Below are 20,324 nucleotides of genomic sequence, written 5' to 3' on the forward strand. Positions count from 1 at the left end.
CAGGTTGTGTGCCCTGCACGACAATGGTTTTCTAAGGATTGGTAACATATAATCACACAATGTGATCGTAGCGCCCTGGCCAATTGTGGCATGACGTGCCGGGGAAGAAACGTCGAGGAAGCGGGCTAGCATGGCAGGGAATTATTTCGGCACGGACGGCATTCGCGGGCGCGCCAACAAGTTTCCGATGACCGCGGAAATCGCGATGCGGGTCGGCATGGCCGCCGGCCTCTCCTTCCAGCGCGGCAGCCATCGCCACCGCGTCGTGCTCGGCAAGGACACCAGGCTTTCCGGCTATATGATCGAGAATGCCATGGTCGCCGGTCTCTGCGCCGCCGGCATGGACGTGTTCTTGCTCGGCCCGATCCCAACGCCGGCGGTCGCCATGCTGGTGCGTTCGCTGCGCGCTGATATCGGCGTCATGATCTCGGCCTCGCACAATCCCTACTACGACAACGGCATCAAGCTGTTCGGACCCGACGGCTACAAGCTCTCCGACGAGATCGAGGAGCGCATCGAGAGCATGCTCGACAAGGATATCGAACTGGCGCTGGCCGATTCCGACGGGCTTGGCCGGGCCAAGCGCGTCGACGGCGTGCATGACCGCTACATCGAATTCGCCAAGCGCACCTTGCCGCGTTCAATGTCGCTCTCCGGCTTGAGGATCGTCGTCGATTGCGCCAACGGCGCGGCCTACAAGGTGGCGCCCGAGGCGCTGTGGGAGCTGGGCGCCGAGGTCGTCGCCATCAATGTCGAACCCAACGGCTTCAACATCAACAAGGAATGCGGCTCGACGCATCCCGCCGGCCTGCAGAAGAAAGTGCACGAAGTCCGCGCCGACATCGGCATCGCACTCGATGGCGATGCCGATCGCGTCGTCATTGTCGATGAGAACGGCGCGATCGTCGATGGCGACCAGATCATGGCGCTCATCGCCGAGTCCTGGCACCAGAGCGGGCGGCTTGCGGGCGGCGGTGTCGTTTCGACCGTCATGTCCAATCTCGGCCTCGAGCGCTTCCTCGGCGGCATGAAGCTGCAATTGCACCGCACCAAGGTCGGCGACCGTTATGTCGTCGAGCACATGCGCGCGCATGGGCTGAATGTCGGCGGCGAACAATCGGGCCATATCGTGCTGTCGGACTTTTCGACCACCGGCGACGGCCTCGTTTCGGCGCTGCAGGTGCTGGCCTGCATCAAGCGGCAGGGGCGGCCGGTCAGCGAATTGTCGAAGAAATTCGAACCAGTGCCGCAGCTTCTCAAGAACGTCCATATTTCCGGCGGTAAGCCGCTCGAGGAAGCGCCGGTCAAGGCAGCCATCGAAGATGCCCGTCACCGCCTCGGCAAGGCCGGGCGGCTGGTTATCCGGCCCTCCGGCACAGAGCCGCTGATCCGCGTCATGGCCGAGGGCGACGACCCGCAACTGGTCGAGTCCGTCGTCAACGGCATCGTCGACGTTATCTCGGAAACGCGCAGCGCCGCCTGATCCCCGGCGTTCCCGGGAGGGCGTCGCGCCGCACAGCTTCGCCAGCTCAAAGCCCGCCCTTCCGGCGGGCTTTTTCGTTGGTCCGGCGGTTGATTCCAACCTCCGGAAATCGCGCTCAACTCCTCGAAGTTTCGAGATTCGTGGTTAAGCAACAGGGTTAAACGCCTTTTAACCTTTGCAACTCATTATCCACGACTGAAAGCCAATCGCATTTCGGGCGGGTTCGCCGTTCCGAGCTTTTCAGGGGTGACAAGCATGTTCAATACAGCAAGAAAGGCTCTGCTCGCCTTACTGTTCGCGAGCCTGGCAGGACCGGTGTTCGCAGCCGACATGGCGGAACCGATGGTGGAAGAGGCTCCGCCTCAAGCCGTCTACGAGCAGCCGGTCGAAGTCGGCGGCTGGTACATCCGCGGCGACATCGACTATCACAAGTCTACCGTGCGCGGCATCGACTATATGACCTACACCGTCGATCCCTGTAACTGTTCGGTCACGCCCGGCACCAGAAGTTTCGATTTCGGTAAGCTCAAAGGCGGCTTCTCGCTCGGTGCCGGCGTCGGCTACAAGATCAACGACCACTTCCGTACCGATCTGACCGCCGACTACTGGTTCAAGTCGAACTTCAACGGCGGCACCTCAGATATCAACGGAACATCGACCGAAGTGTCGAAGATGAGCGCCCTGCTGCTGCTGGCCAATGCCTATGTCGATCTCGGCACCTATCACGGCATCACGCCCTATGTCGGTGCCGGCATCGGCGGTGCGCGCGTCAAGTGGGATACTGTCTACGACCCGAACACCACCGAGACCAATCCGGGAGCGTCCAACTGGCGTTTCGCCTACGCTCTGATGGCCGGCGCTTCCTACTGCCTGACGGACAAAATCATCCTCGATGCAGGCTACCGCTTCAGCCACATCCAAGGCGGCCGCATGTTCGAATGGGACGTGAGCAGCTCCGGCCCCGGCTTCGACCGTGGCATCAACACGCACGAAGTGCGCGGTGGCCTGCGCTATCAGTTCGGTGGCAACAATGGTTGCGCCGCGCCGGTGGTCGCCTACCAGCCCGAACCCGAGCCGATCTACACCAAGTAACACCTTCACTGCCTGAAGTCTGCGAACCGCCCGGCATCGACCGGGCGGTTTTCGTTTGTACGTTTCGGATGAAATTCTTGAGAATCAATTTGCTAACGCTCCGTTAGCCTTAACCGACACTTAACCACTATGGTTAACAATGCTCCTTGAAACGATGGCTGCCGTTGCAATTGCTTGCGGCGCCAAATTCGGGAGTCGGGGACCATGAAACTCACATTGCGTATGGCGCTTGTCGCACTCGCCCTCGCACCGCTAACACCCGTGCACGCGGCCGACTACGATCCCCCGATCTATGTCGACCAGGCGCCCGACTATGTGCCGGTCGAGGTCGGCTCGGGCTGGTATCTGCGCGGTGATGTCTCCTATCTGGCGCAGAAGAGCTTCAAAAATGAGGATTTCTCCTTCACGCCTTCGCCACCTGCAAGCTTCAGCGACAAGGAAGATCCGATCTTTGCCAGCATCGGCTTCGGCTATCATTTCAACGACTATCTGCGCGCGGATCTCAATCTCGGCTATTTGCCCGGCAACAGGTTCAGCGTCGCCTATGATGATTCAGCGATCGTGATAGCCCCGGATACCGCGACCGTGGCATCAGCATCCCTGAAGAACTATGCCTTCTCGGGCATGCTCAACGGCTATGTTGACCTTGGCACTTATGTAGGAATCACCCCCTATCTGGGCGCGGGTATTGGTGTCGTCCGGAGCAAACATCAGCTCTCGGCGAGCTACTTCACCGACAATGGCGACGCCACCGACGATTTCTCCCTGCACGACAACGGGACGAAGTACTCGCTCGCCTATACGTTGAATGCGGGTCTTGCCTATCAGGTGAGCAAGAACGTCTCCGTCGATCTGGGCTATCAGTATTTCTCCGCACCCGATGCCGAATACGCCACCGCGAATGCTTTGGATTCCTATTCGATCCGCAAGGGGATCAGCAATCATCAGGTCAAGCTCGGGCTGCGCTACGATCTCTGGTAGGCGCCGCGAGCTAAGGATCAGGACGGCGGATCTTCGGGTCCGCCGTCTGCGTTTGAAGTCACGACATCCTGATCACAGATCGCCGGTATCCCGCCAGCGACAAAAACTTTCCTCTTGACGCCCGAAGCCTGAACGCATATCGCCGTCCGTGGGCCACCCCTCCCCAACGAGGGGCCACTATCTGGAAGGATAGACCACGATGACGACGCATACGAAGCCCGGACTCCGTCCGGCAAACCCCAATTTTTCCTCAGGTCCCTGCGCAAAACGCCCCGGCTGGTCGGTCGAGGTGCTGAACAATGCCGCGCTCGGTCGTTCCCATCGCGCCAAGATCGGCAAGACCAAGCTCGAACAGGCGATCGAGCTGACGAGGGAAATTCTCCAGGTCCCGGCGGGTTACCGCATCGGCATCGTGCCGGCGTCGGACACCGGCGCCGTCGAGATGGCGCTGTGGTCGCTGCTCGGTGAGCGCGGCGTCGACATGGTCGCCTGGGAGAGCTTTGGCTCCGGCTGGGTCACCGACGTGGCCAAGCAATTGAAGCTCGCCGACGTGCGCAAGATCGAAGCCGGCTATGGCGAACTGCCGGACCTCGCAAAGATCGATTTCGACCGCGATGTGGTCTTCACCTGGAACGGCACCACGTCCGGCGTGCGCGTGCCGAACAGCGATTTCATTCCCGCGGACCGCAAGGGCCTGACCATCTGCGACGCGACTTCGGCCGCCTTCGCACAGAGGCTCGATTTCGAAAAACTCGATGTCGTCACCTTCTCCTGGCAGAAGGTGCTGGGCGGCGAGGGCGCACACGGCATGCTCATACTCAGCCCACGCGCCGTGGAGCGACTGGAGACCTACAAGCCTTCGTGGCCGCTGCCGAAAATCTTCCGCCTGACCTCGGGCGGCAAGCTAATCGAGGGCATCTTCAAGGGCGAGACCATCAACACGCCCTCAATGCTGTGCGTCGAAGACTATCTCGATGCGCTCAACTGGGCGAAGTCGATCGGTGGCCTCGATGCGCTGATCGCGAGGGCGGATGCCAATGCGGCCGTCCTGGATGGCTTTGTCGGCAAGTCCTCATGGCTCGGTCATCTCGCCGCCCTCCCGGCGACGCGGTCGAACACCTCGGTCTGCCTGTCCTTCACCGACCCGGATGTGTCGGCGCTCGACGCCGACGGGCAGGCGGCTTTCGCCAAGGGACTGGTGTCGGTGCTCGACAAGGAAGGTGTCGCCTACGATATCGGCGCCTATCGCGACGCACCGCCCGGCCTGCGTATCTGGTGCGGTGCGACGGTCGAGACGTCAGATCTCGAAGCGCTGCTCCCCTGGCTCGACTGGGCCTTCGCCGCACAGAAGGCGTCGCTCAAAGCGGCGGCCTGACATTCTCCGGTAGCGGCCTTCGGGCCGCCCATTCCCATCAGGATCAAATCCATTTCAAGGAGGCCGCCATGGCGCCCCGCGTTCTCGTCTCAGACAAACTTTCTCCCACCGCCGTGCAGATCTTCAAGGATCGTGGCGTCGAGGTCGACTATCTGCCCGATCTCGGCAAGGACAAGGAAAAGCTCGCCGAAGTGATCGGCCAGTATGATGGCCTCGCCATCCGCTCGGCGACCAAGGTCACCGAAAAGCTGATCAACGCCGCCACCAATCTCAAAGTCATCGGCCGTGCCGGCATCGGCGTCGACAATGTCGATATCCCGGCGGCGAGCCGCAAGGGCATCATCGTGATGAACACGCCCTTCGGCAATTCGATCACGACAGCCGAACATGCGGTGGCGATGATCTTCGCGCTTGCCCGCCAGATCCCGGAAGCCAACGCTTCAACCCATGCCGGCAAATGGGAAAAGAACCGCTTCATGGGGGTCGAGATCACCGGCAAGACGCTGGGCGTCATCGGCTGCGGCAACATCGGCTCGATCGTGGCGACGCGCGGCGTCGGGCTGAAGATGCATGTCATCGCCTTCGATCCGTTCCTGTCGGACAGCCGTGCCGAGGAACTCGGCGTCGACAAGGTCGAGTTGGACGAACTGTTCGCCCGTGCCGACTTCATCACGCTGCACACGCCGCTGACCGACAAGACGCGCAGCATCATCGATGCGGCCGCTATCGCCAAGATGAAGAAAGGTGTGCGCATCATCAACTGCGCGCGCGGCGGGCTCATCGTCGAGGCCGATCTGGTCGCGGCGCTGAAGAGCGGCAAGGTGGCGGGCGCTGGCGTCGACGTGTTCGAGGTCGAACCGGCCGAGAACAATGAACTGTTCGGCATGGAGAACGTGGTGGCGACGCCGCATCTCGGCGCCTCGACAGCGGAAGCGCAAGAGAATGTCGCGCTGCAGGTTGCCGAGCAGATGGCCGATTATCTGATCAAGGGCGCGGTTTCCAACGCCATCAACATGCCGTCGATCACCGCCGAGGAAGCACCGAGGCTGAAGCCCTTCGTCAAGCTCGCCGAAGTGCTCGGCGCCTTTGTCGGCCAGGTCACCGAGGATCCGATCAAGGAGGTCGAGATCCTGTTCGACGGCGCGACCGCGACGATGAACACACGCGCACTGATCAGCGCCGCGCTTGCCGGGCTGATCCGGCCGCAGGTCTCCGACGTCAACATGGTGTCGGCGCCGATCATGGTGAAGGAGCGCGGCATCATTGTTGCCGAGGTCAAGCGCGACAAGTCGGGCGTGTTCGACGGCTACATCAAGCTGACGGTGACGACCGAGCACAAGACCCGCTCGATCGCCGGCACCTGCTTCTCGGACGGCAAGCCGCGTTTCATCCAGATCAAGGGCATCAATCTCGACGCCGAGGTCGGCCAGCACATGCTCTACACGACCAATGCCGATGCGCCGGGCATTATCGGCCTGCTCGGCACGGTCTGCGGCGAGAACGGCGTCAACATCGCCAACTTCCAGCTCGGCCGCAACCGGCCGGGCGGCGATGCCATCGCGCTGCTCTACCTCGATGCGCCGTTCCCGGAAAAAGTGCTGGAACAGGTGCGGGCGCACAAGTCGATCGACTCGGCCAAGAGGCTGCAGTTCGACGTCAACGCGATGTGATCTGCACTCGTTATGAGAGATCAAAAGGCGCGGCCTGGACCGCGCCTTTCCTGTTCAGCGTGTCCTGGCTGACGGCAGAGCCGCCATCTTGCGTCCGCTGTATTCGGCAAGCCCGATGCCGCCCAGCACGAGTACCAAAGCCAGTGCCTGGTAAAGCTGGAACGTCTCGCCGACGATCAGCACCGACAGCAGCGTGCCGAAGATCGGCACCAGATTGATGAACAGGCCGGCGCGGTTGGCACCGATCAGTTCGTTTCCCCTGATGTAGAATATCTGCGAGATGACCGAGGCGCCGATCGCGGTATAGAAGATAACCGTCCAGCCGCGCGCGTCGGGCACAATGACCTTGCCGGCAGCGACCTCCCACAGGAAGAACGGCAGCGAGGTGACGAGTGCCGCAACCGACAGGGCCAGCATCAGGCTCTGCCAATGCATAATCGGCTTCAGCCTCAGCCCGACCGAATAGCCGCTGTAGAGAAACACGGCGACTAGCATGATGGCGTCGCCGAAATTGAGCTCCAGCGTCAACAGCCGGCGCGGATCGCCGTGGCAGGCAGTCAGGATCACGCCGGCGACGGTCAGCACGACACCGACAATCTGCGCCCAGTTCACGCGCAGGCGGAAGAAGACGAAATTGGCGACGATGATCAGGATCGGCATCGCCGCCTGTTCGATCGAGACGTTGATCGCCGTCGTGTAGTTGAGCGCCGTGTAGAAGATGGTATTGAACAGAGTGAAGCCGCTGGCGCCGAGCGCCGCCAGCACGAGCCAGTGCTTGCGCACCACCGGCCAGTCCTTTTGGATCGTCTTCCAGCCTATCGGCAGCATGATTGCCACGGCCAGCACCCAGCGCAGGAAGACCAGCGTCATTGGCGAGACGTGATCGACAGCCAGCTTGCCGGCCACCGAGTTGCCGCCCCACAGCAAGGTGGTGAGCAGCAGGAATATGTAGGCGCTTCGATGCATCGCGGATTCCGGCCGCGGGGACGCGGTGTTTGCCGGCCTATTGCCCCCGTGTGCCCAAGTAAATGATGTCAAAGCCGAAAATTGTTGTGCCTCAAGGCATTTTCGACGGCAAAGAATGGTCGCGCTCGCGAGGTCTTGACGTTATAGAGGCCTGTCGTTTCGAACCATATTCAAGCCGCTTGGCGGCGTCTCAAGGGAAAAGAAACATGGCCAATGTGGTGGTCGTCGGCTCGCAGTGGGGCGACGAAGGCAAGGGCAAGATCGTCGACTGGCTGTCGGAGCGGGCCGATGTCGTGGTGCGTTTTCAGGGCGGCCACAATGCCGGCCACACGCTGGTCGTCGACGGGAAGGTCTACAAATTGTCGTTGCTTCCGTCGGGCGTCGTGCGCCAGGGCAAGCTGTCCATCATCGGCAATGGCGTTGTTTTCGACCCGCACGCTTTCGTCGCCGAAGTGGCCAAGCTCATGGCGCAAGGCGTCGAGGTGACGCCAGATCGCCTGAAAATAGCCGAAAACACGGCGCTTATCCTGTCCCTGCATCGGGAACTGGACGGATTCCGCGAAGACGCCGCCTCCAATTCCGGAACGAAGATTGGCACGACCCGTCGTGGCATCGGCCCCGCCTACGAGGACAAGGTGGGCCGGCGCGCGGTCAGGGTGATGGATTTGGCGGATTTGGAAACGCTGCCCTTGAAGGTAGACAGGCTGCTGACGCACCACAATGCGCTGCGTCGCGGGCTTGGCCATGCCGAAGTCACGCATGATGCGATCATGCATGAGCTGACCTCGGTTGCGCACGAGATCCTGCCCTACATGGATCGGGTCTGGAAAATCCTCGACGACAAGCGCCGGGCCGGCGAGCGCATCCTGTTCGAGGGCGCGCAAGGCACGCTGCTCGATATCGACCACGGCACCTATCCGTTCGTCACCTCGTCGAACACCGTCGCCGGACAGGCGGCCGCCGGCTCCGGCGTCGGCCCGGGCGCCATCGGTTATGTGCTCGGCATCACCAAGGCCTATACGACGCGCGTCGGCGAAGGTCCGTTCCCGACCGAGCAGAAGAACGAGATCGGTGAATTCCTCGGCACGCGCGGCCATGAATTCGGCGTCGTCACCGGGCGCAAGCGCCGCTGCGGCTGGTTCGACGCGGTACTGGTGCGCCAGGCCGTCGCCGTCAACGGCATCAAGGGTATCGCGCTGACCAAGCTCGACGTGCTCGACGGGCTGGACGAGATCAAGGTCTGCACCGGCTACCGCCTTGACGGCGAGATGATCGACTATCTGCCGGCCAGCCAGGGCGCGCAGGCACGCGTCGAGCCGGTCTACGAGACGCTCGAGGGCTGGAAAGGCACCACTGCCGGCGCGCGCAGTTGGAACGATCTGCCGGCCCAGGCCGTCAAGTATGTCCGTTACATCGAGGAGCTCATCGGCGCTCCGGTCGCGCTCCTTTCCACCAGCCCGGAACGCGACGACACGATACTTGTGACCGATCCGTTTCAAGACTAGTTTCTGAAGCCTTTCCGGGCATCGCGGCTGATTTGAGGGGGCCGGCGCGGAAACAAAATACAGGTCGACTGAAGCATGGCAGATTTCGTTGCTGTTCTGAAAAAGGCGCTCGACAAGTACGGCGAGCCCACACCGGAAACGCGCACGCGGACCTACGATGGCGCTCGTTCCGCACTTGAAAGAAAACTTGCGGAATTCTCGCCGCCGCTGTCCGCGGAGGTCATAGCCAAGCAGAAACGCTCCCTGGAAGACGCCATCGCGAGCGTCGAGCGGGATTATGCCAACGGCGTGCGGGAGACCGACCCGCTCGCGGAACTGGAACACATCTTTTCCTCAATCGATCGCAACAAGAACCAGCCGAGCCATACACGGCAACCGGCGAAGGCGGAATCAGCCTGGCCGGCACCGCCCGCCGCCAAGCCTGAACCTTATCAACCCCCGCCGCCCCCTGCCGCCAAGGTCGAGCCAAGCTGGAAGCCCGCAGCCGCACCTTCCCAGTCAGCTCGCGCCGACACGCCTCTCCCAGGCATGGACGCTGCAGGTATGGACGCCGATGAGGCGGACGACGGGGCCGATGTCTTTTCCAGCAACGAAGAGCCGGTGTCGGAGACCTTTCAGCGCCTGCGCCCGGCGGAACGCAAGCGCAGCTATGGCGGGCTGATCGCCGCCGTCGTCGCGCTGCTGGTCGTTGCCGGCGGCGGCTACGGCATCTGGCTGAACAAGGACGCCTTCGGCAAGATGCTGGGGCTTGGCGGCAACCAGGTCGCGAAGACCGAATCGGTGAAACCAGCACCTGCCAAGCCGGCAACCGATGCGGCGGCAACGCCGCCGGCGCCTGCAGCCGGCGGCACGGAAGCCGAAAGCACGAAATTCACCCAGCGGCTGACGCCGCAGGGCAGTGAAGTCGACCCCGGCCCGGCCGGCGGCCAAAGTGGCATCGGCGAGGGCGAATCGGTCGCCGCGCTGACCACGCCGCCCTCGGCGACCAACGCGCCGGCAATTTCCGCACCGGCCGCCGGCACCCCGGCTGCGGCCGCACCTGCCACAACGCCGGCACCGGGCACCGCGCCCGCGACGCCGCCTGCTACGGGAGCTGCGCCGGCCGATGCCGCCGCCACTCCGCCAACGCCGGCAGGCGCCACGCCAGCGGCGCCGGCAGCCGCGCCCGCGGAAACCGCTCTGCCGGTTGGCCAGAAGGCGATCTTCTATGAAGAGCGCACCAGCACCGCCCCGGGTTCGGCGGAGCCCGGCAACATCGTCTGGTCGCTGGTGCAGGAATCGCCCGGAGGCGACCTGCCGCCGGAGCCGGCGATCCGCGCCGAGGCAACCATTCCCGGCAAGGACATCCAGTTGCGCATGACCATCCGCCGCAACACCGACCAGACCTTGCCGGCCAGCCATATCATCGAGATGATCTTCCTGACCCCCGACGGTTTCGAAGGCGGCGGCGTCGACAACATCCTGCGCGTCGCCATGAAGAGTTCGGAACAGGATGCCGGCAGCCCGCTGATCGGCATTCCGGCCAAGATCGCCGACGGTTTCTTCCTCGTCGCGCTCAACGACACCAAGGCGGACGAGGACGCCAACATGACCTTGCTTCGCGGCCAGGATTGGATCGACGTGCCGGTCGTCTACAAGACCGGACGGCGGGCGCTGCTGACCATGGAAAAGGGCATTCCCGGCGAGAAGGTGTTCGACGAGGCGATCAAGGCCTGGCAAGCGAAAACGGCTGGCTGAGAAACGCCGTAACTGTCGCCTTTGTTCAGAAGCCTTGGAACAGCATGTCGAGTGCCGCGACGATGTCGTCGTGGTGCCTCATCAGGTTCAGTCGACTTTCGCCTAATTCACTGGCCGGAACGGTGGCGATCAGGTGTGTTGCCATAACCACCTTTCGGCCGTTGATCTCGAAGATCGGATGAAGCTTTCGCATCGGCGGCGGCACCGTTGCGACCGGCAGAAGCGGAACGACTACCCGCGTCTTGAAATTGTCGAGCAGTTCGGACTGGACGTCGAGCAAGTAGCTGCCTTCGATGCGACCGGCGAAGACATCATAGCGGGGCATCAGAACTGCCGGTACTCTTCCAGCGGAATGCCGTGCTTCTCGATATAGTCGTTCCACGCATCTATCGTGGCGCGGTTCTCAAGCTTCCACAGCCGCGTTTTTTCAGCAGCCACCGCCTCCGCGATGCCTGCTTCCGCGGCGCGCGAGACATTCACGTCAAGCCCCTTGGCTTCCCTCATGAGGTTCGAATCGATCGACAGATTTGCTGGCTGACGGATCGCATTCAAGGCAACCTTGCGCATAGTAGCCTCCGTAACATGCGCATAATGTATGCGCATTTCCGTGTCACTGCAATAATCAGGCAATGCTGATTGCGGTGAAGCTACCCCTCCATCTCTTCGCGCAGCATCTCCAGCTCCAGCCACTCTTCTTCAAGCGCGGCCAGCGTGGCGCGCTCCTTGTCGAGGGCGGCGATGGTCTTCTGGAAGGAGGCCGGATCGCGCTCGTAATAGGCCGGATCGGCGATGTTGTTCTCAAGCCTTGAGATCGATGCCGTCACGGCTTCGATTTTCTTAGGCAGGGATTCCAGCGCGAATTTCTGCTTGAACGACAGTTTCTTCGCCGGCCCCTTTGGCGCTGTGGCCTCGCTCTTGCTTGATGCGGGCGCTTCGCCGTTTTCGGCCCTCGCGCGCGCCTTGCGGTCATCCAGCCTGGTGCCGCCGCGCTGCGCCAGCATGTCGGAATAGCCGCCGGCATATTCGATCCAGCGGCCGTCACCGTCGGGCGCGATCAGGCTGGTCACTGTGCGGTCGAGGAAATCGCGGTCGTGGCTGACCAGGATGACCGTTCCGGCAAAACCGGCAACCAGTTCCTGCAGCAGTTCCAGCGTCTCCATGTCGAGATCGTTGGTCGGCTCATCCAGCACCAGAAGGTTTGCCGGCCGCGCCAGCACGCGCGCCAGCAAGAGCCGCGCCCGCTCACCGCCGGACAGCTCGCGCACCGGCGTGCGCGCCTGCTCCGGCTTGAACAGGAAATCCTTCATGTAGGAGACGACGTGGCGCTGCTCGCCATTGATGACGAGGTTTTCGCCGCGCCCGTCGGTGAGATATTGCGCCAGCGTCTCCTGCGGGTCGACCGCCTCGCGCTTCTGGTCGAGGGTGGCGATCTCCAGATTGGTGCCGAGCCGTACCGAGCCGGCGTCGGGCTTCATCTCGCCGGTCAGCATCTTCAACAGCGTCGTCTTGCCGGCGCCGTTCGGCCCGACCAGACCAACGCGGTCGCCGCGCTGGATGCGGGTTGAAAACCCCTTGACCACGGTGAGATCGCCAAAGCTCTTCTCGATGTTCTTGGCCTCGATCACCAGCTTACCGGATTCGGCGGCGTCGCTGGCCACCATGGTGGCCGACCCTTCGGCGCCGCGATGGCCGCGAAAACGCTGGCGCATCGTCTGCAATTCGCCGAGACGGCGCATGTTGCGCTTGCGCCGCGCCGTCACGCCGTAGCGCAGCCAGTGTTCCTCACGCACGATCTGGCGGCCGAGCTTGTGTTGCTCGCGCTCTTCTTCCTCCAGCACCAGGTCGCGCCATTCCTCGAAATGGCCAAATCCCTTGTCCAGGCGACGGGTCTGGCCGCGATCGAGCCAGATCGTGGCGCGCGACACGCGTTCGAGAAAGCGACGGTCGTGCGAGATGACGACGAGTGCGGAGGAGGTGCGGCTAAGCTCCTCTTCCAGCCATTCGATGACAGAGAGATCGAGATGGTTGGTCGGCTCATCGAGCAGCAGAATGTCGGGCTCGGGCGCCATGACGCGGGCAAGGGCGGCGCGCCTCGCCTCGCCGCCTGACAGATCGTTCGGCCGCTCTTCGCCCGACAGGCCGAGATGCTCCATCAGATAGGTGGCGCGGTAGGGATCGTCGGCGGGGCCTAGTCCTGCCTCGACATACGCGCGGACACTGGCAAAACCTTCCATGTCGGGCATCTGCGGCAGGTATCGAATGGTTGCCGAGGGCTGGCGGAACACCTCGCCGTCCTGCGGCTCGATCAGGCCGGCGGCGATCTTCAGCAGCGTCGACTTGCCTGATCCGTTGCGCCCGACCAATGCGATCTTGTCGCCGGCCGAAGCGGTCAAGGCGGCGCCATCGAGCAGCGGCGTACCGCCGAAGGTCAGTTTTATCCCGTCGAGGTTGAGAAGGGGCGGGGCCATGTCAGCTTTCAGGTAAGGGATAGGGATGAGCGAGCAGCATCGCGCTGCCATGGTCCAGCGCGATTTCGAGGTGGCCCATGACCTCGTTGGAAATGGTCAGCGACGAACCGAATGCCACCTTGACGTGATCGAGCGGCCATTTGGCACCGGTGACGGTCAGGCCGGCAAGCTCGGAAAAGCCGAGCACCGAAAACAGCGTGCGGTCGGTATAGTCGAAGCCAGCCGTTCCGTGCAACAGGGGAACGCCTTCCTGGGCGCCGCTTGTCAAAAGCACATCAGTCCCGGCCTCGGCCAGCCGCAGGGCAAGCGCCAGATGCAGGAAAGCGTGGTCGGCGCGCTTGCCGCCGAAGGCGCCGACGAGCACCAGGCTGGTCGCACCGCGCTCCAGTGCGGCGGCGACGGCCAGTTCGCCGTCGGTCTGGTCCTTTTCCGCCGGGAAGGTCCGGCGCGGCACGGAAGCGAGATCGTCAGGCAGGTTGGCCGGCACCGAATCGAAATCACCCACCCACAGCTCCGGCACGAGACCCAGCAGCCGCGCATGGCCGATGCCAGCATCGGCGGCGATCACGCGGGAGCCTTCGACCTGGCGGTCGAGCCGTGGCGTGCGGATGAGATCGCCGCCAAGCAGGATGGTGAATGTGCTCATATCGTGTGGCCCTTACCAGCCCGGCACGGCAAACGGAAGGCGGCAAACTCCCACTTGCGTGGGGGATCGGCCCGGCCTATGTGTCGAAACGCTCTAACGGGGTGCCGGATGCGATCTTCGCGGACCGGCTGAGAGGCAATCTCGCCAACCCGCTGAACCTGATCCGGTTTGTACCGGCGGAGGGATTAGACGTTTCGGACAGTCCGACGCCTCAATTCCTTTTAACTCGAACGAAGGAGGCGCCGATGCGCACGCTTTTATACGCTCTTGTCTCAGCAATGGCCGTGGTCCTGTCCGACCCGGCCTTGGCCAAGGACAAGCTCACCGTCTACACCTATGAGAGTTTCACCGCCGACTGGGGTCCGGGTCCCGTGGTGAAGAAGGAATTCGAGGCCGAATGCGGCTGCGATGTCGAGTTCGTCTCGGTCGCCGACGGCGTCGCGCTGCTCAACCGGGTCAAGCTGGAAGGCGCATCGACCAAGGCCGATATCGTGCTTGGCCTCGACACCAATCTCACCGCCGATGCCAAGGCGTCAGGCCTGTTCGCACCGCATGGCGCGGTGACCGACGTCAATGTGCCGGGCGGCTGGAGCGACGACACTTTCGTCCCCTTTGACTACGGCTATTTTGCCGTCGTCTACGACACCGAGAAGCTGAAGAGCCCACCGAAAAGCCTGAAAGAGCTGGTCGAAGGCAGTGCCGACGACAAGATCGTCATCCAGGATCCGCGCACCTCGACACCGGGCCTCGGCCTGCTTCTGTGGGTCAAGTCGGTCTATGGCGACAAGGCGCCGGAGGCCTGGGCCAAGCTCAAGGCGAAGGTGCTGACCGTGACGCCGGGCTGGAGCGAGGCCTATGGCCTGTTCACCAAGGGCGAGGCGCCGATGGTGTTGTCCTACACGACGTCGCCGGCCTACCACATGGTCGCCGAGAACACCGAGCGCTACCAGGCGGCCTCCTTCGAGGAGGGCGAATATCTGCAGATCGAGGTGGCGGGCATCACCACGGCGGGAGCCAAGAATCCGCTGGCGGCAAAGTTCATGGCCTTCATGACCGGGCCGAAATTCCAGGATGCCATTCCCGAGACCAACTGGATGTTCCCGGCAGGCAAGACCGACAAGCCGCTCAATCCGGCATTCGACAAACTGGTCAAGCCGACCAAAACCTTGCTATTCAGCCCCGAGGAAGTCGCCGCCAACCGCAAGGCTTGGGTCGATGAATGGCTGGCGGTGATGAGCAAGTAGGCAGCGCGATGACGCCGGCGCATTCCACGAATTCCCGCGTCAGCGCCGGCATTATCGCGCTTGCTGCAATCGGGCTGCTGATCGGTGGTGCGTTTGCAGGCCTGCTTTTCGAGGGCGCTCACGATCTTTCGGGCGCATGGGCAGCCTTCGACCCCTATCTGTTTCGCGTCATTCGCTTCACGCTCTGGCAAGCAGCGCTGTCGACGCTGCTTTCCGTCGGCCCGGCGCTGTTTGTGGCGCGCGCTCTGTCGCGGCATCCGCGCTTCTTTGGCCGCGCCTTCATCCTGCAGCTCTTCGCCGTACCGTTGGCGCTGCCGGCCATCGTTGCGGCCCTCGGCATCCTGGCGCTTTATGGCCGCGCCGGCTATTTCGCCGGCGTGCTCGCCATGATCGGCGGTGGAAGCTGGCCGGGGATCTATGGCCTGTCCGGCATTCTCGTCGCCCATGTCTTCTTCAACCTGCCGCTGGCGACGCGACTGTTTCTCGAGGCGCTGCAGACCATACCGTCCGATCAATGGCGGCTGGCGAGCCAGCTCGGCATGGCGGCGCAGCCGGCGTTCCGGCTGATCGAATGGCCAACGCTGCGTGCGGCATTGCCAGGGGTCGCCGGGCTGGTCTTCATGCTCTGCATCACATCCTTCACGATCGTGCTGATACTGGGCGGCGGGCCGGCCGCGACGACGCTGGAGGTCGGTATCTATCAGGCGCTTCGCTTCGATTTCGATCCCGCGCGCGCCGTCACGCTGACGCTGCTGCAGATCGCCTTGACCTTTGTCGTGGTGCTGGCGCTGACACGGCTTGGTGCCAATGTGGTCGGCGACACCAACCTGCCAGTCGCGCAACGCCGCTATCTCTCGGTCAACGGGAGCGAAACCTGGTTGAACGCCATGCTCATCGTCCTGGCGCTGCTGTTCGTCGTCGGGCCGATGGCCGCCACGGTGATGGCCGGGCTCGGCGCCGATCTCGGCCGGCTGGCCGGTGAGGCCACTGTCCGGCAGGCGACGCTGACCAGCGTGGTGCTCGCGTACCTGTCGGCGCTGCTCTCAGTGACGTTGTCGCTGGCGCTGACCATGGCGCGGCGGGCCCTGGCGCTGAACCGCCGGACCGGCGCAAAGACACTGCTCGAACACGCCACCGATACAGGCGCCGGCTTTGTCCTGGTCGTGCCGCCGATCGTCGTCGGCGCCGGCTGGTTCCTGTTGCTGCGCCATGTCGGCGATGTCTTCGCCATTGCCCCGGTCATGGTCGTCACCGTCAATGCGGTGATGGCCATGCCGTTCGCCCTGCGCGCCATCCGTCCCGCCTATGATGCGGCCAGCGAGCGTCACGAGCGGCTGTGTGCACAGCTCGGCATTGCCGGCTGGAACCGGTTAATGCTGGTCGACTGGCCGTCGCTGCGGCGACCGCTCGCCACGGCTTTCGCTTTCGCCATGGCGCTGTCGCTCGGTGATCTCGGCGTCATTGCCTTGTTCGGCAGTGATTCCGTGCAGACATTGCCCTACCTTCTCCTGGCGCGGATGGGCAGCTACCGCACCGAGGACGCCGCCGGCCTGGCACTGCTGCTCGGCCTCGTCTGCCTCGCATTGATCGTGGCGGCGCACTGGCTGGGAAGAGAGAAGGTCCGGGATGCGTGACGGAGCGGCCAGCAGGCTTGAAAAGGGCGCTCCGGTGCGGCTGGATAACGTGTCGTTCAGCTATGGCGAAGCACCGCTGGTCTTCGACGTCGAGTTTGTCACGGCGAAGATCACCGCCATCATGGGGCCGAGCGGTTCGGGCAAGTCGACGCTGCTCAATCTGGTCGCCGGCTTCGAGACCCCGCAGTCCGGCCGCGTGCTGATCGGCGGGGCCGATGTCAGCGCCGAGCCTCCTTCAGCTCGGCCTGTGTCGATGGTGTTCCAGGAGAACAATCTCTTTGCCCATCTTTCCGTCGAGCAGAATGTCGGGCTCGGGCGCTCGCCATCCTTGCGGCTGACCGAGGCGGACCGCGCCGCGATCGCCGAGGCGCTTGCGCGCACCGGTCTTGCCGGCAAGGAACGACGCCTGCCGCGCGAACTTTCCGGCGGGGAACGTCAACGCGTCGCCCTGGCCCGGGTGCTGGTGCGCGATCGGCCTGTTCTGCTGCTCGACGAACCCTTCGCCTCGCTCGGTCCGGCGCTGCGCGACGACATGCTGGATCTGGTTGCCGCCGTTCATGCCGAGCGGGGCATGACGGTGCTGTTCGTCACCCACCAGCCCGAAGACGCCCGCCGTATCGGCGAACACATGGTGTTTCTGGACAATGGTTTGGTTGCCGCAACCGGCAAGGCGGATGATTTCTTTGCCGGGGCTGGTCCGGAAGCGTTCCGGCGCTATATCGGCGCAGGTACCGGGGGTGCCGTATCACGAGATGTTGCCCGGAAGCGGACATAATTTACGGTCAAACCGGTTCCAGGCGATGTGGCGCTTGCTTGCCATGACTGGAGGAGTGTGGCTAGGTCCGCCCTACTGGTCCGGCACAGGACGTGATTTGCCTGCAGTATCCGCCGCTCGCCCCTGTGGGACGGGCAACGGATGCTGCAGCAGTTTGAGATATATAGCGCATGACACATTCCGAAGATCGCCCCCGATTTTCGTGATCATGCGCCGGGACCCGAAAGGAAGCCGTTCTGGCGATCGGCGCTAACACACTAGGAATGAAACCGCTGGCGCGCTTTCTTGCGCTGGCTGGCTTTGCCGTGGCGCTGGCGAGCTGCCAGATGCTCACGCCGCCGGCGGTTCAGGAATCCGGCTTCCAGCCATCCGACAAGCCGATCACCGTCGACAATGTCGGCGCCAACAACAAGCTCGCTGAATTGGCCAAGGCGCAGCATCCGCGCATCCTGGCGACCTATGGCGGCGAATATTCCGATCCCAAGCTTGAGCGCATGGTCGCCAAGGTGGTCGGCAATCTGACGGTGGTCTCGGCCAACCCGACGCAGACCTATCGCATCACCATCCTGAATTCGCCCAACGTCAACGCCTTCGCGCTGCCGGGTGGCTATCTCTACATCACACGCGGCCTGCTGGCACTGGCCAATGATTCGGCCGAGCTTGCCGCGGTCATCGCGCATGAGATGGGCCACGTCACGGCCAATCACGGCCTGCAGCGCCAGCAACTCGAGGCCGAGGAAGGCCTGGCGACCAAGGTGGTTTCTGACGTGCTCGGCGACAGCCCGACCGCCAAGGCGGCGCTGATCCGCGGCAAGCTGAGGCTGGCGCAATTCTCGCGCAACCAGGAGCTGGAAGCCGACGCCATCGGCATCAAATCGATCGGCGAAGCCGGCTACGATCCTTTCGCCGCCGGCCGCTTCCTGCAGTCGATGTCGGCCTATACCGATTTCCGTTCGATCAGCGGCGCCACCGATGCCAGCCTAGACTTCCTGGCCACGCACCCCAACACGCCGCAGCGCATCGATCTGGCGCAGCGCCATGCCCGCCAGTTCGGTGCGCCAGGCTTCGGCACGCGCGACCGCGATTCCTTCCTCGCCGGCATAGACGGCCTGCTCTATGGGGACACACCTGAGGAAGGCTATGTGCGCGGCGAAACCTTCCTGCATCCGGGCCTTGGCGTGTCCTTCTCGGTGCCGCAGGGCTTCATCATCGACAATTCGGCGGCGGCAGTGACCGCAACCGGTCCCGGTGACATGGCCATCCGCTTCGACGGCGTCTCGATCGACAAGAACCGCTCGCTGACAGACTATATCCGCAGCGGCTGGGTGGCCGGTCTCGACGACAGCACCGTCAAACAGGAAACCATCAACGGCAATGAGGCGGCGACCGCGCATGCGGGCGCCGAAGGCTGGCAGTTCGACATCGCTGTGATCCGCGCCGGTGGCCAGGTCTACCGGCTGCTGACCGCTGCTCCTTCGGCCAGCACCTCGCTGGACACAGTGGCGCGTTCGGTCAGCGGCTCGTTCCGGATCCTCAGCGCTGCCGAAAAGGCGGCTTTGAAGCCGCTGCATATCCGCGTGGTCACTGTCCAGCCAGGGCAGACGATGGGTTCTCTTTCGGCCCAGATGGTCGGCGTCGACCGCAAGCTCGACCTGTTTCGCGTGCTCAATGCGCTGTCGCCGGGGGCCGCGGTTTCGGCCGGCGACAAGGTCAAGATCGTCACTGACAAGTAAGATCGCGGTCTATCCGCGGGACGTCTGCTGCGGATCAGGCGGCGGTCGCCATGAACTCCGGGTTCTGCTTCAACAACGCGACCTTTAGCTTTTCCATGGCGCGGGCTTCGATCTGGCGGACACGTTCCTTGGAAATGCCGAGCGTCTCGCCGAGCGCTTCGAGTGTCGCGCCCTCGTCGTTCAACCGGCGTTCCTCGATGATCCTCAGCTCACGCGCGTTGAGCGCGCGAAGCGCCTCCCTCAGCCAGAGCGAGCGGCGCGCGACATCGATCTTGTCGCCGACGATCTCGTCGGGCAGCGGATCATCCGAGACCAGGAAATCCATGCGCTCGGTCGAACCCGCATCGTCGGCTATCGGCATGTTGAGGGAGGAGTCGGGCGCCGACAGCCGCGAATCCATCATCGCCACATCGGCTTCGGAGACGCCGAGCGCCTCCGACACTTCGCGATAGAGCGTTGCGTTGGACAGCGGCTCGGCGCCATTCGCCAGCCGCGCGCGAAGGCGTCGCAGGTTGAAGAACAGCGCCTTCTGCGCCGAGCTGGTGCCGCCGCGCACGATCGACCAGTTGCGCAGGATGTAGTCCTGCATCGAGGCGCGAATCCACCACGTCGCATAGGTAGAGAACCGCACCTCGCGCTCCGGCTCGAAGCGGGCGGCGGCCTCAAGCAGGCCGACATGACCCTCCTGGATCAGATCGCCGAGCGGCAGGCCGTAGTGGCGGAATTTCGAAGCCATGGAAATGACCAGCCGCATATGGGCGACGGTGATGCTGTGCAGAGCGTTCTGGTCGTTGTCCTCTTTCCAGAGCAATGCCAGCCTATGCTCCTCGTCACGTTCGAGGTAAGGGGCCCTCATTGCCGCGCGGACCATGATCCGTCCTGCCGTGTCTTCCATCATGAGGCGCTCCCTGGTTCAGGCGATGCGGATGACGTTGCAAACATGGCTGGCGCCCGGGTTGAAATGGCGGCGTCGTGCCCTAGAACAGCCAGAACGTGCCATGCACGGGAATGGTTC

General features: G+C 63.3%; 17 protein-coding genes and 1 riboswitch. Of the genes, 11 read left to right on the forward strand and 6 right to left on the reverse strand.

Annotation, left to right across the window (positions count from 1 at the left end):
* Positions 1-130: 130 nt before the first annotated feature.
* The 5 genes from glmM to serA all read left to right on the forward strand — a co-directional run bounded on the left by glmM (position 131) and on the right by serA (position 6,601).
* On the forward strand, positions 131-1,483 hold the full coding sequence (gene glmM / locus ASD12_RS13795; protein WP_056586498.1) for a phosphoglucosamine mutase: 1,353 nt from the start codon (positions 131-133) through the stop codon (positions 1,481-1,483).
* Between the two features lie 255 nt (positions 1,484-1,738).
* Positions 1,739-2,575, forward strand: a complete 837-nt coding sequence (locus ASD12_RS13800; RefSeq protein ID WP_056586501.1) for an outer membrane protein — start codon at positions 1,739-1,741, stop codon at positions 2,573-2,575.
* Positions 2,576-2,779: 204 nt separating this feature from the next.
* Positions 2,780-3,556 (forward strand): outer membrane protein, encoded by a 777-nt coding sequence (locus ASD12_RS13805; RefSeq protein ID WP_056586504.1) that lies wholly within the window; start codon positions 2,780-2,782, stop codon positions 3,554-3,556.
* 199 nt (positions 3,557-3,755) lie between these two features.
* A complete protein-coding gene (locus ASD12_RS13810) occupies positions 3,756-4,931 on the forward strand; it encodes a phosphoserine transaminase (protein WP_056586507.1) in 1,176 nt (391 codons plus the stop codon).
* Positions 4,932-4,999: 68 nt separating this feature from the next.
* The gene (serA, locus tag ASD12_RS13815; protein ID WP_056586511.1) at positions 5,000-6,601 is read left to right on the forward strand and encodes a phosphoglycerate dehydrogenase; all 1,602 of its coding nucleotides are present in this window, start codon (positions 5,000-5,002) and stop codon (positions 6,599-6,601) included.
* A 54-nt stretch (positions 6,602-6,655) separates the two neighbouring features.
* Here serA and ASD12_RS13820 read toward each other — a convergent pair whose 3' ends face one another.
* Positions 6,656-7,567 carry a DMT family transporter gene (locus ASD12_RS13820; protein ID WP_056586514.1) on the reverse strand — a complete coding sequence of 304 codons (912 nt, stop codon included), beginning with the start codon at positions 7,565-7,567 and terminating at the stop codon, positions 6,656-6,658.
* Positions 7,568-7,773: 206 nt separating this feature from the next.
* Between ASD12_RS13820 and ASD12_RS13825 the strand changes: the two genes are divergently transcribed.
* Both ASD12_RS13825 and ASD12_RS13830 read left to right on the forward strand, forming a co-directional pair.
* Positions 7,774-9,072: an adenylosuccinate synthase gene (locus tag ASD12_RS13825; RefSeq protein WP_056586516.1), complete on the forward strand. Its 1,299-nt coding sequence runs from the start codon at positions 7,774-7,776 to the stop codon at positions 9,070-9,072.
* Positions 9,073-9,147: 75 nt separating this feature from the next.
* On the forward strand, positions 9,148-10,809 hold the full coding sequence (locus tag ASD12_RS13830) for a hypothetical protein (RefSeq protein ID WP_056586519.1): 1,662 nt from the start codon (positions 9,148-9,150) through the stop codon (positions 10,807-10,809).
* A gap of 25 nt (positions 10,810-10,834) precedes the next feature.
* Here ASD12_RS13830 and ASD12_RS13835 read toward each other — a convergent pair whose 3' ends face one another.
* The 4 genes from ASD12_RS13835 to ASD12_RS13850 all read right to left on the reverse strand — a co-directional run bounded on the left by ASD12_RS13835 (position 10,835) and on the right by ASD12_RS13850 (position 13,923).
* Entirely contained in the window at positions 10,835-11,134 is a 300-nt protein-coding gene (locus tag ASD12_RS13835; RefSeq protein WP_056586522.1) for a CcdB family protein, read from the reverse strand.
* Positions 11,134-11,376, reverse strand: coding sequence for a type II toxin-antitoxin system CcdA family antitoxin (locus ASD12_RS13840; RefSeq protein WP_056586525.1), 243 nt, complete (start codon positions 11,374-11,376; stop codon positions 11,134-11,136). Before ASD12_RS13840 ends, ASD12_RS13835 begins: the two co-directional genes overlap by 1 nt.
* A gap of 80 nt (positions 11,377-11,456) precedes the next feature.
* Positions 11,457-13,277 (reverse strand): ABC-F family ATP-binding cassette domain-containing protein, encoded by a 1,821-nt coding sequence (locus tag ASD12_RS13845; RefSeq protein WP_056586528.1) that lies wholly within the window; start codon positions 13,275-13,277, stop codon positions 11,457-11,459.
* Between the two features lies 1 nt (position 13,278).
* Positions 13,279-13,923, reverse strand: coding sequence for a thiamine diphosphokinase (locus tag ASD12_RS13850; RefSeq protein ID WP_056586531.1), 645 nt, complete (start codon positions 13,921-13,923; stop codon positions 13,279-13,281).
* 87 nt (positions 13,924-14,010) lie between these two features.
* A riboswitch (TPP riboswitch) is annotated at positions 14,011-14,125 on the forward strand.
* 43 nt (positions 14,126-14,168) lie between these two features.
* Between ASD12_RS13850 and thiB the strand changes: the two genes are divergently transcribed.
* The 4 genes from thiB to ASD12_RS13870 all read left to right on the forward strand — a co-directional run bounded on the left by thiB (position 14,169) and on the right by ASD12_RS13870 (position 19,309).
* Entirely contained in the window at positions 14,169-15,167 is a 999-nt protein-coding gene (gene thiB / locus ASD12_RS13855; protein ID WP_056586534.1) for a thiamine ABC transporter substrate binding subunit, read from the forward strand.
* 8 nt (positions 15,168-15,175) lie between these two features.
* Complete coding sequence (thiP, locus tag ASD12_RS13860) at positions 15,176-16,801, forward strand: thiamine/thiamine pyrophosphate ABC transporter permease (RefSeq protein WP_056586537.1); 1,626 nt, start codon at positions 15,176-15,178, stop codon at positions 16,799-16,801.
* Positions 16,794-17,576 carry a thiamine ABC transporter ATP-binding protein gene (thiQ, locus tag ASD12_RS13865; protein ID WP_056586540.1) on the forward strand — a complete coding sequence of 261 codons (783 nt, stop codon included), beginning with the start codon at positions 16,794-16,796 and terminating at the stop codon, positions 17,574-17,576. Before thiP ends, thiQ begins: the two co-directional genes overlap by 8 nt.
* Before the next feature lie 263 nt (positions 17,577-17,839).
* A complete protein-coding gene (locus tag ASD12_RS13870) occupies positions 17,840-19,309 on the forward strand; it encodes a M48 family metalloprotease (protein ID WP_056586542.1) in 1,470 nt (489 codons plus the stop codon).
* A gap of 34 nt (positions 19,310-19,343) precedes the next feature.
* On the opposite strand, the gene ASD12_RS13875 is transcribed toward ASD12_RS13870, so the two are convergent.
* On the reverse strand, positions 19,344-20,207 hold the full coding sequence (locus ASD12_RS13875) for an RNA polymerase factor sigma-32 (protein ID WP_056586546.1): 864 nt from the start codon (positions 20,205-20,207) through the stop codon (positions 19,344-19,346).
* Positions 20,208-20,324: the final 117 nt, after the last annotated feature.

The sequence above is a fragment of the Mesorhizobium sp. Root102 genome (assembly GCF_001425625.1).
Classification (GTDB): Bacteria; Pseudomonadota; Alphaproteobacteria; order Rhizobiales; family Rhizobiaceae; genus Mesorhizobium.

Excerpts from the sequence above, each read along its gene's own strand:
- glmM (WP_056586498.1), top strand. The coding sequence starts at position 131 with ATGGCAGGGAATTATTTCGGCACGGACGGCATTCGCGGGCGCGCCAAC.
- ASD12_RS13800 (WP_056586501.1), top strand. The coding sequence starts at position 1,739 with ATGTTCAATACAGCAAGAAAGGCTCTGCTCGCCTTACTGTTCGCGAGC.
- ASD12_RS13805 (WP_056586504.1), top strand. The coding sequence starts at position 2,780 with ATGAAACTCACATTGCGTATGGCGCTTGTCGCACTCGCCCTCGCACCG.
- ASD12_RS13810 (WP_056586507.1), top strand. The coding sequence starts at position 3,756 with ATGACGACGCATACGAAGCCCGGACTCCGTCCGGCAAACCCCAATTTT.
- serA (WP_056586511.1), top strand. The coding sequence starts at position 5,000 with ATGGCGCCCCGCGTTCTCGTCTCAGACAAACTTTCTCCCACCGCCGTG.
- ASD12_RS13820 (WP_056586514.1), bottom strand. The coding sequence starts at position 7,567 with ATGCATCGAAGCGCCTACATATTCCTGCTGCTCACCACCTTGCTGTGG.
- ASD12_RS13825 (WP_056586516.1), top strand. The coding sequence starts at position 7,774 with ATGGCCAATGTGGTGGTCGTCGGCTCGCAGTGGGGCGACGAAGGCAAG.
- ASD12_RS13830 (WP_056586519.1), top strand. The coding sequence starts at position 9,148 with ATGGCAGATTTCGTTGCTGTTCTGAAAAAGGCGCTCGACAAGTACGGC.
- ASD12_RS13835 (WP_056586522.1), bottom strand. The coding sequence starts at position 11,134 with ATGCCCCGCTATGATGTCTTCGCCGGTCGCATCGAAGGCAGCTACTTG.
- ASD12_RS13840 (WP_056586525.1), bottom strand. The coding sequence starts at position 11,376 with ATGCGCAAGGTTGCCTTGAATGCGATCCGTCAGCCAGCAAATCTGTCG.
- ASD12_RS13845 (WP_056586528.1), bottom strand. The coding sequence starts at position 13,277 with ATGGCCCCGCCCCTTCTCAACCTCGACGGGATAAAACTGACCTTCGGC.
- ASD12_RS13850 (WP_056586531.1), bottom strand. The coding sequence starts at position 13,923 with ATGAGCACATTCACCATCCTGCTTGGCGGCGATCTCATCCGCACGCCA.
- thiB (WP_056586534.1), top strand. The coding sequence starts at position 14,169 with ATGCGCACGCTTTTATACGCTCTTGTCTCAGCAATGGCCGTGGTCCTG.
- thiP (WP_056586537.1), top strand. The coding sequence starts at position 15,176 with ATGACGCCGGCGCATTCCACGAATTCCCGCGTCAGCGCCGGCATTATC.
- thiQ (WP_056586540.1), top strand. The coding sequence starts at position 16,794 with ATGCGTGACGGAGCGGCCAGCAGGCTTGAAAAGGGCGCTCCGGTGCGG.
- ASD12_RS13870 (WP_056586542.1), top strand. The coding sequence starts at position 17,840 with ATGAAACCGCTGGCGCGCTTTCTTGCGCTGGCTGGCTTTGCCGTGGCG.
- ASD12_RS13875 (WP_056586546.1), bottom strand. The coding sequence starts at position 20,207 with ATGATGGAAGACACGGCAGGACGGATCATGGTCCGCGCGGCAATGAGG.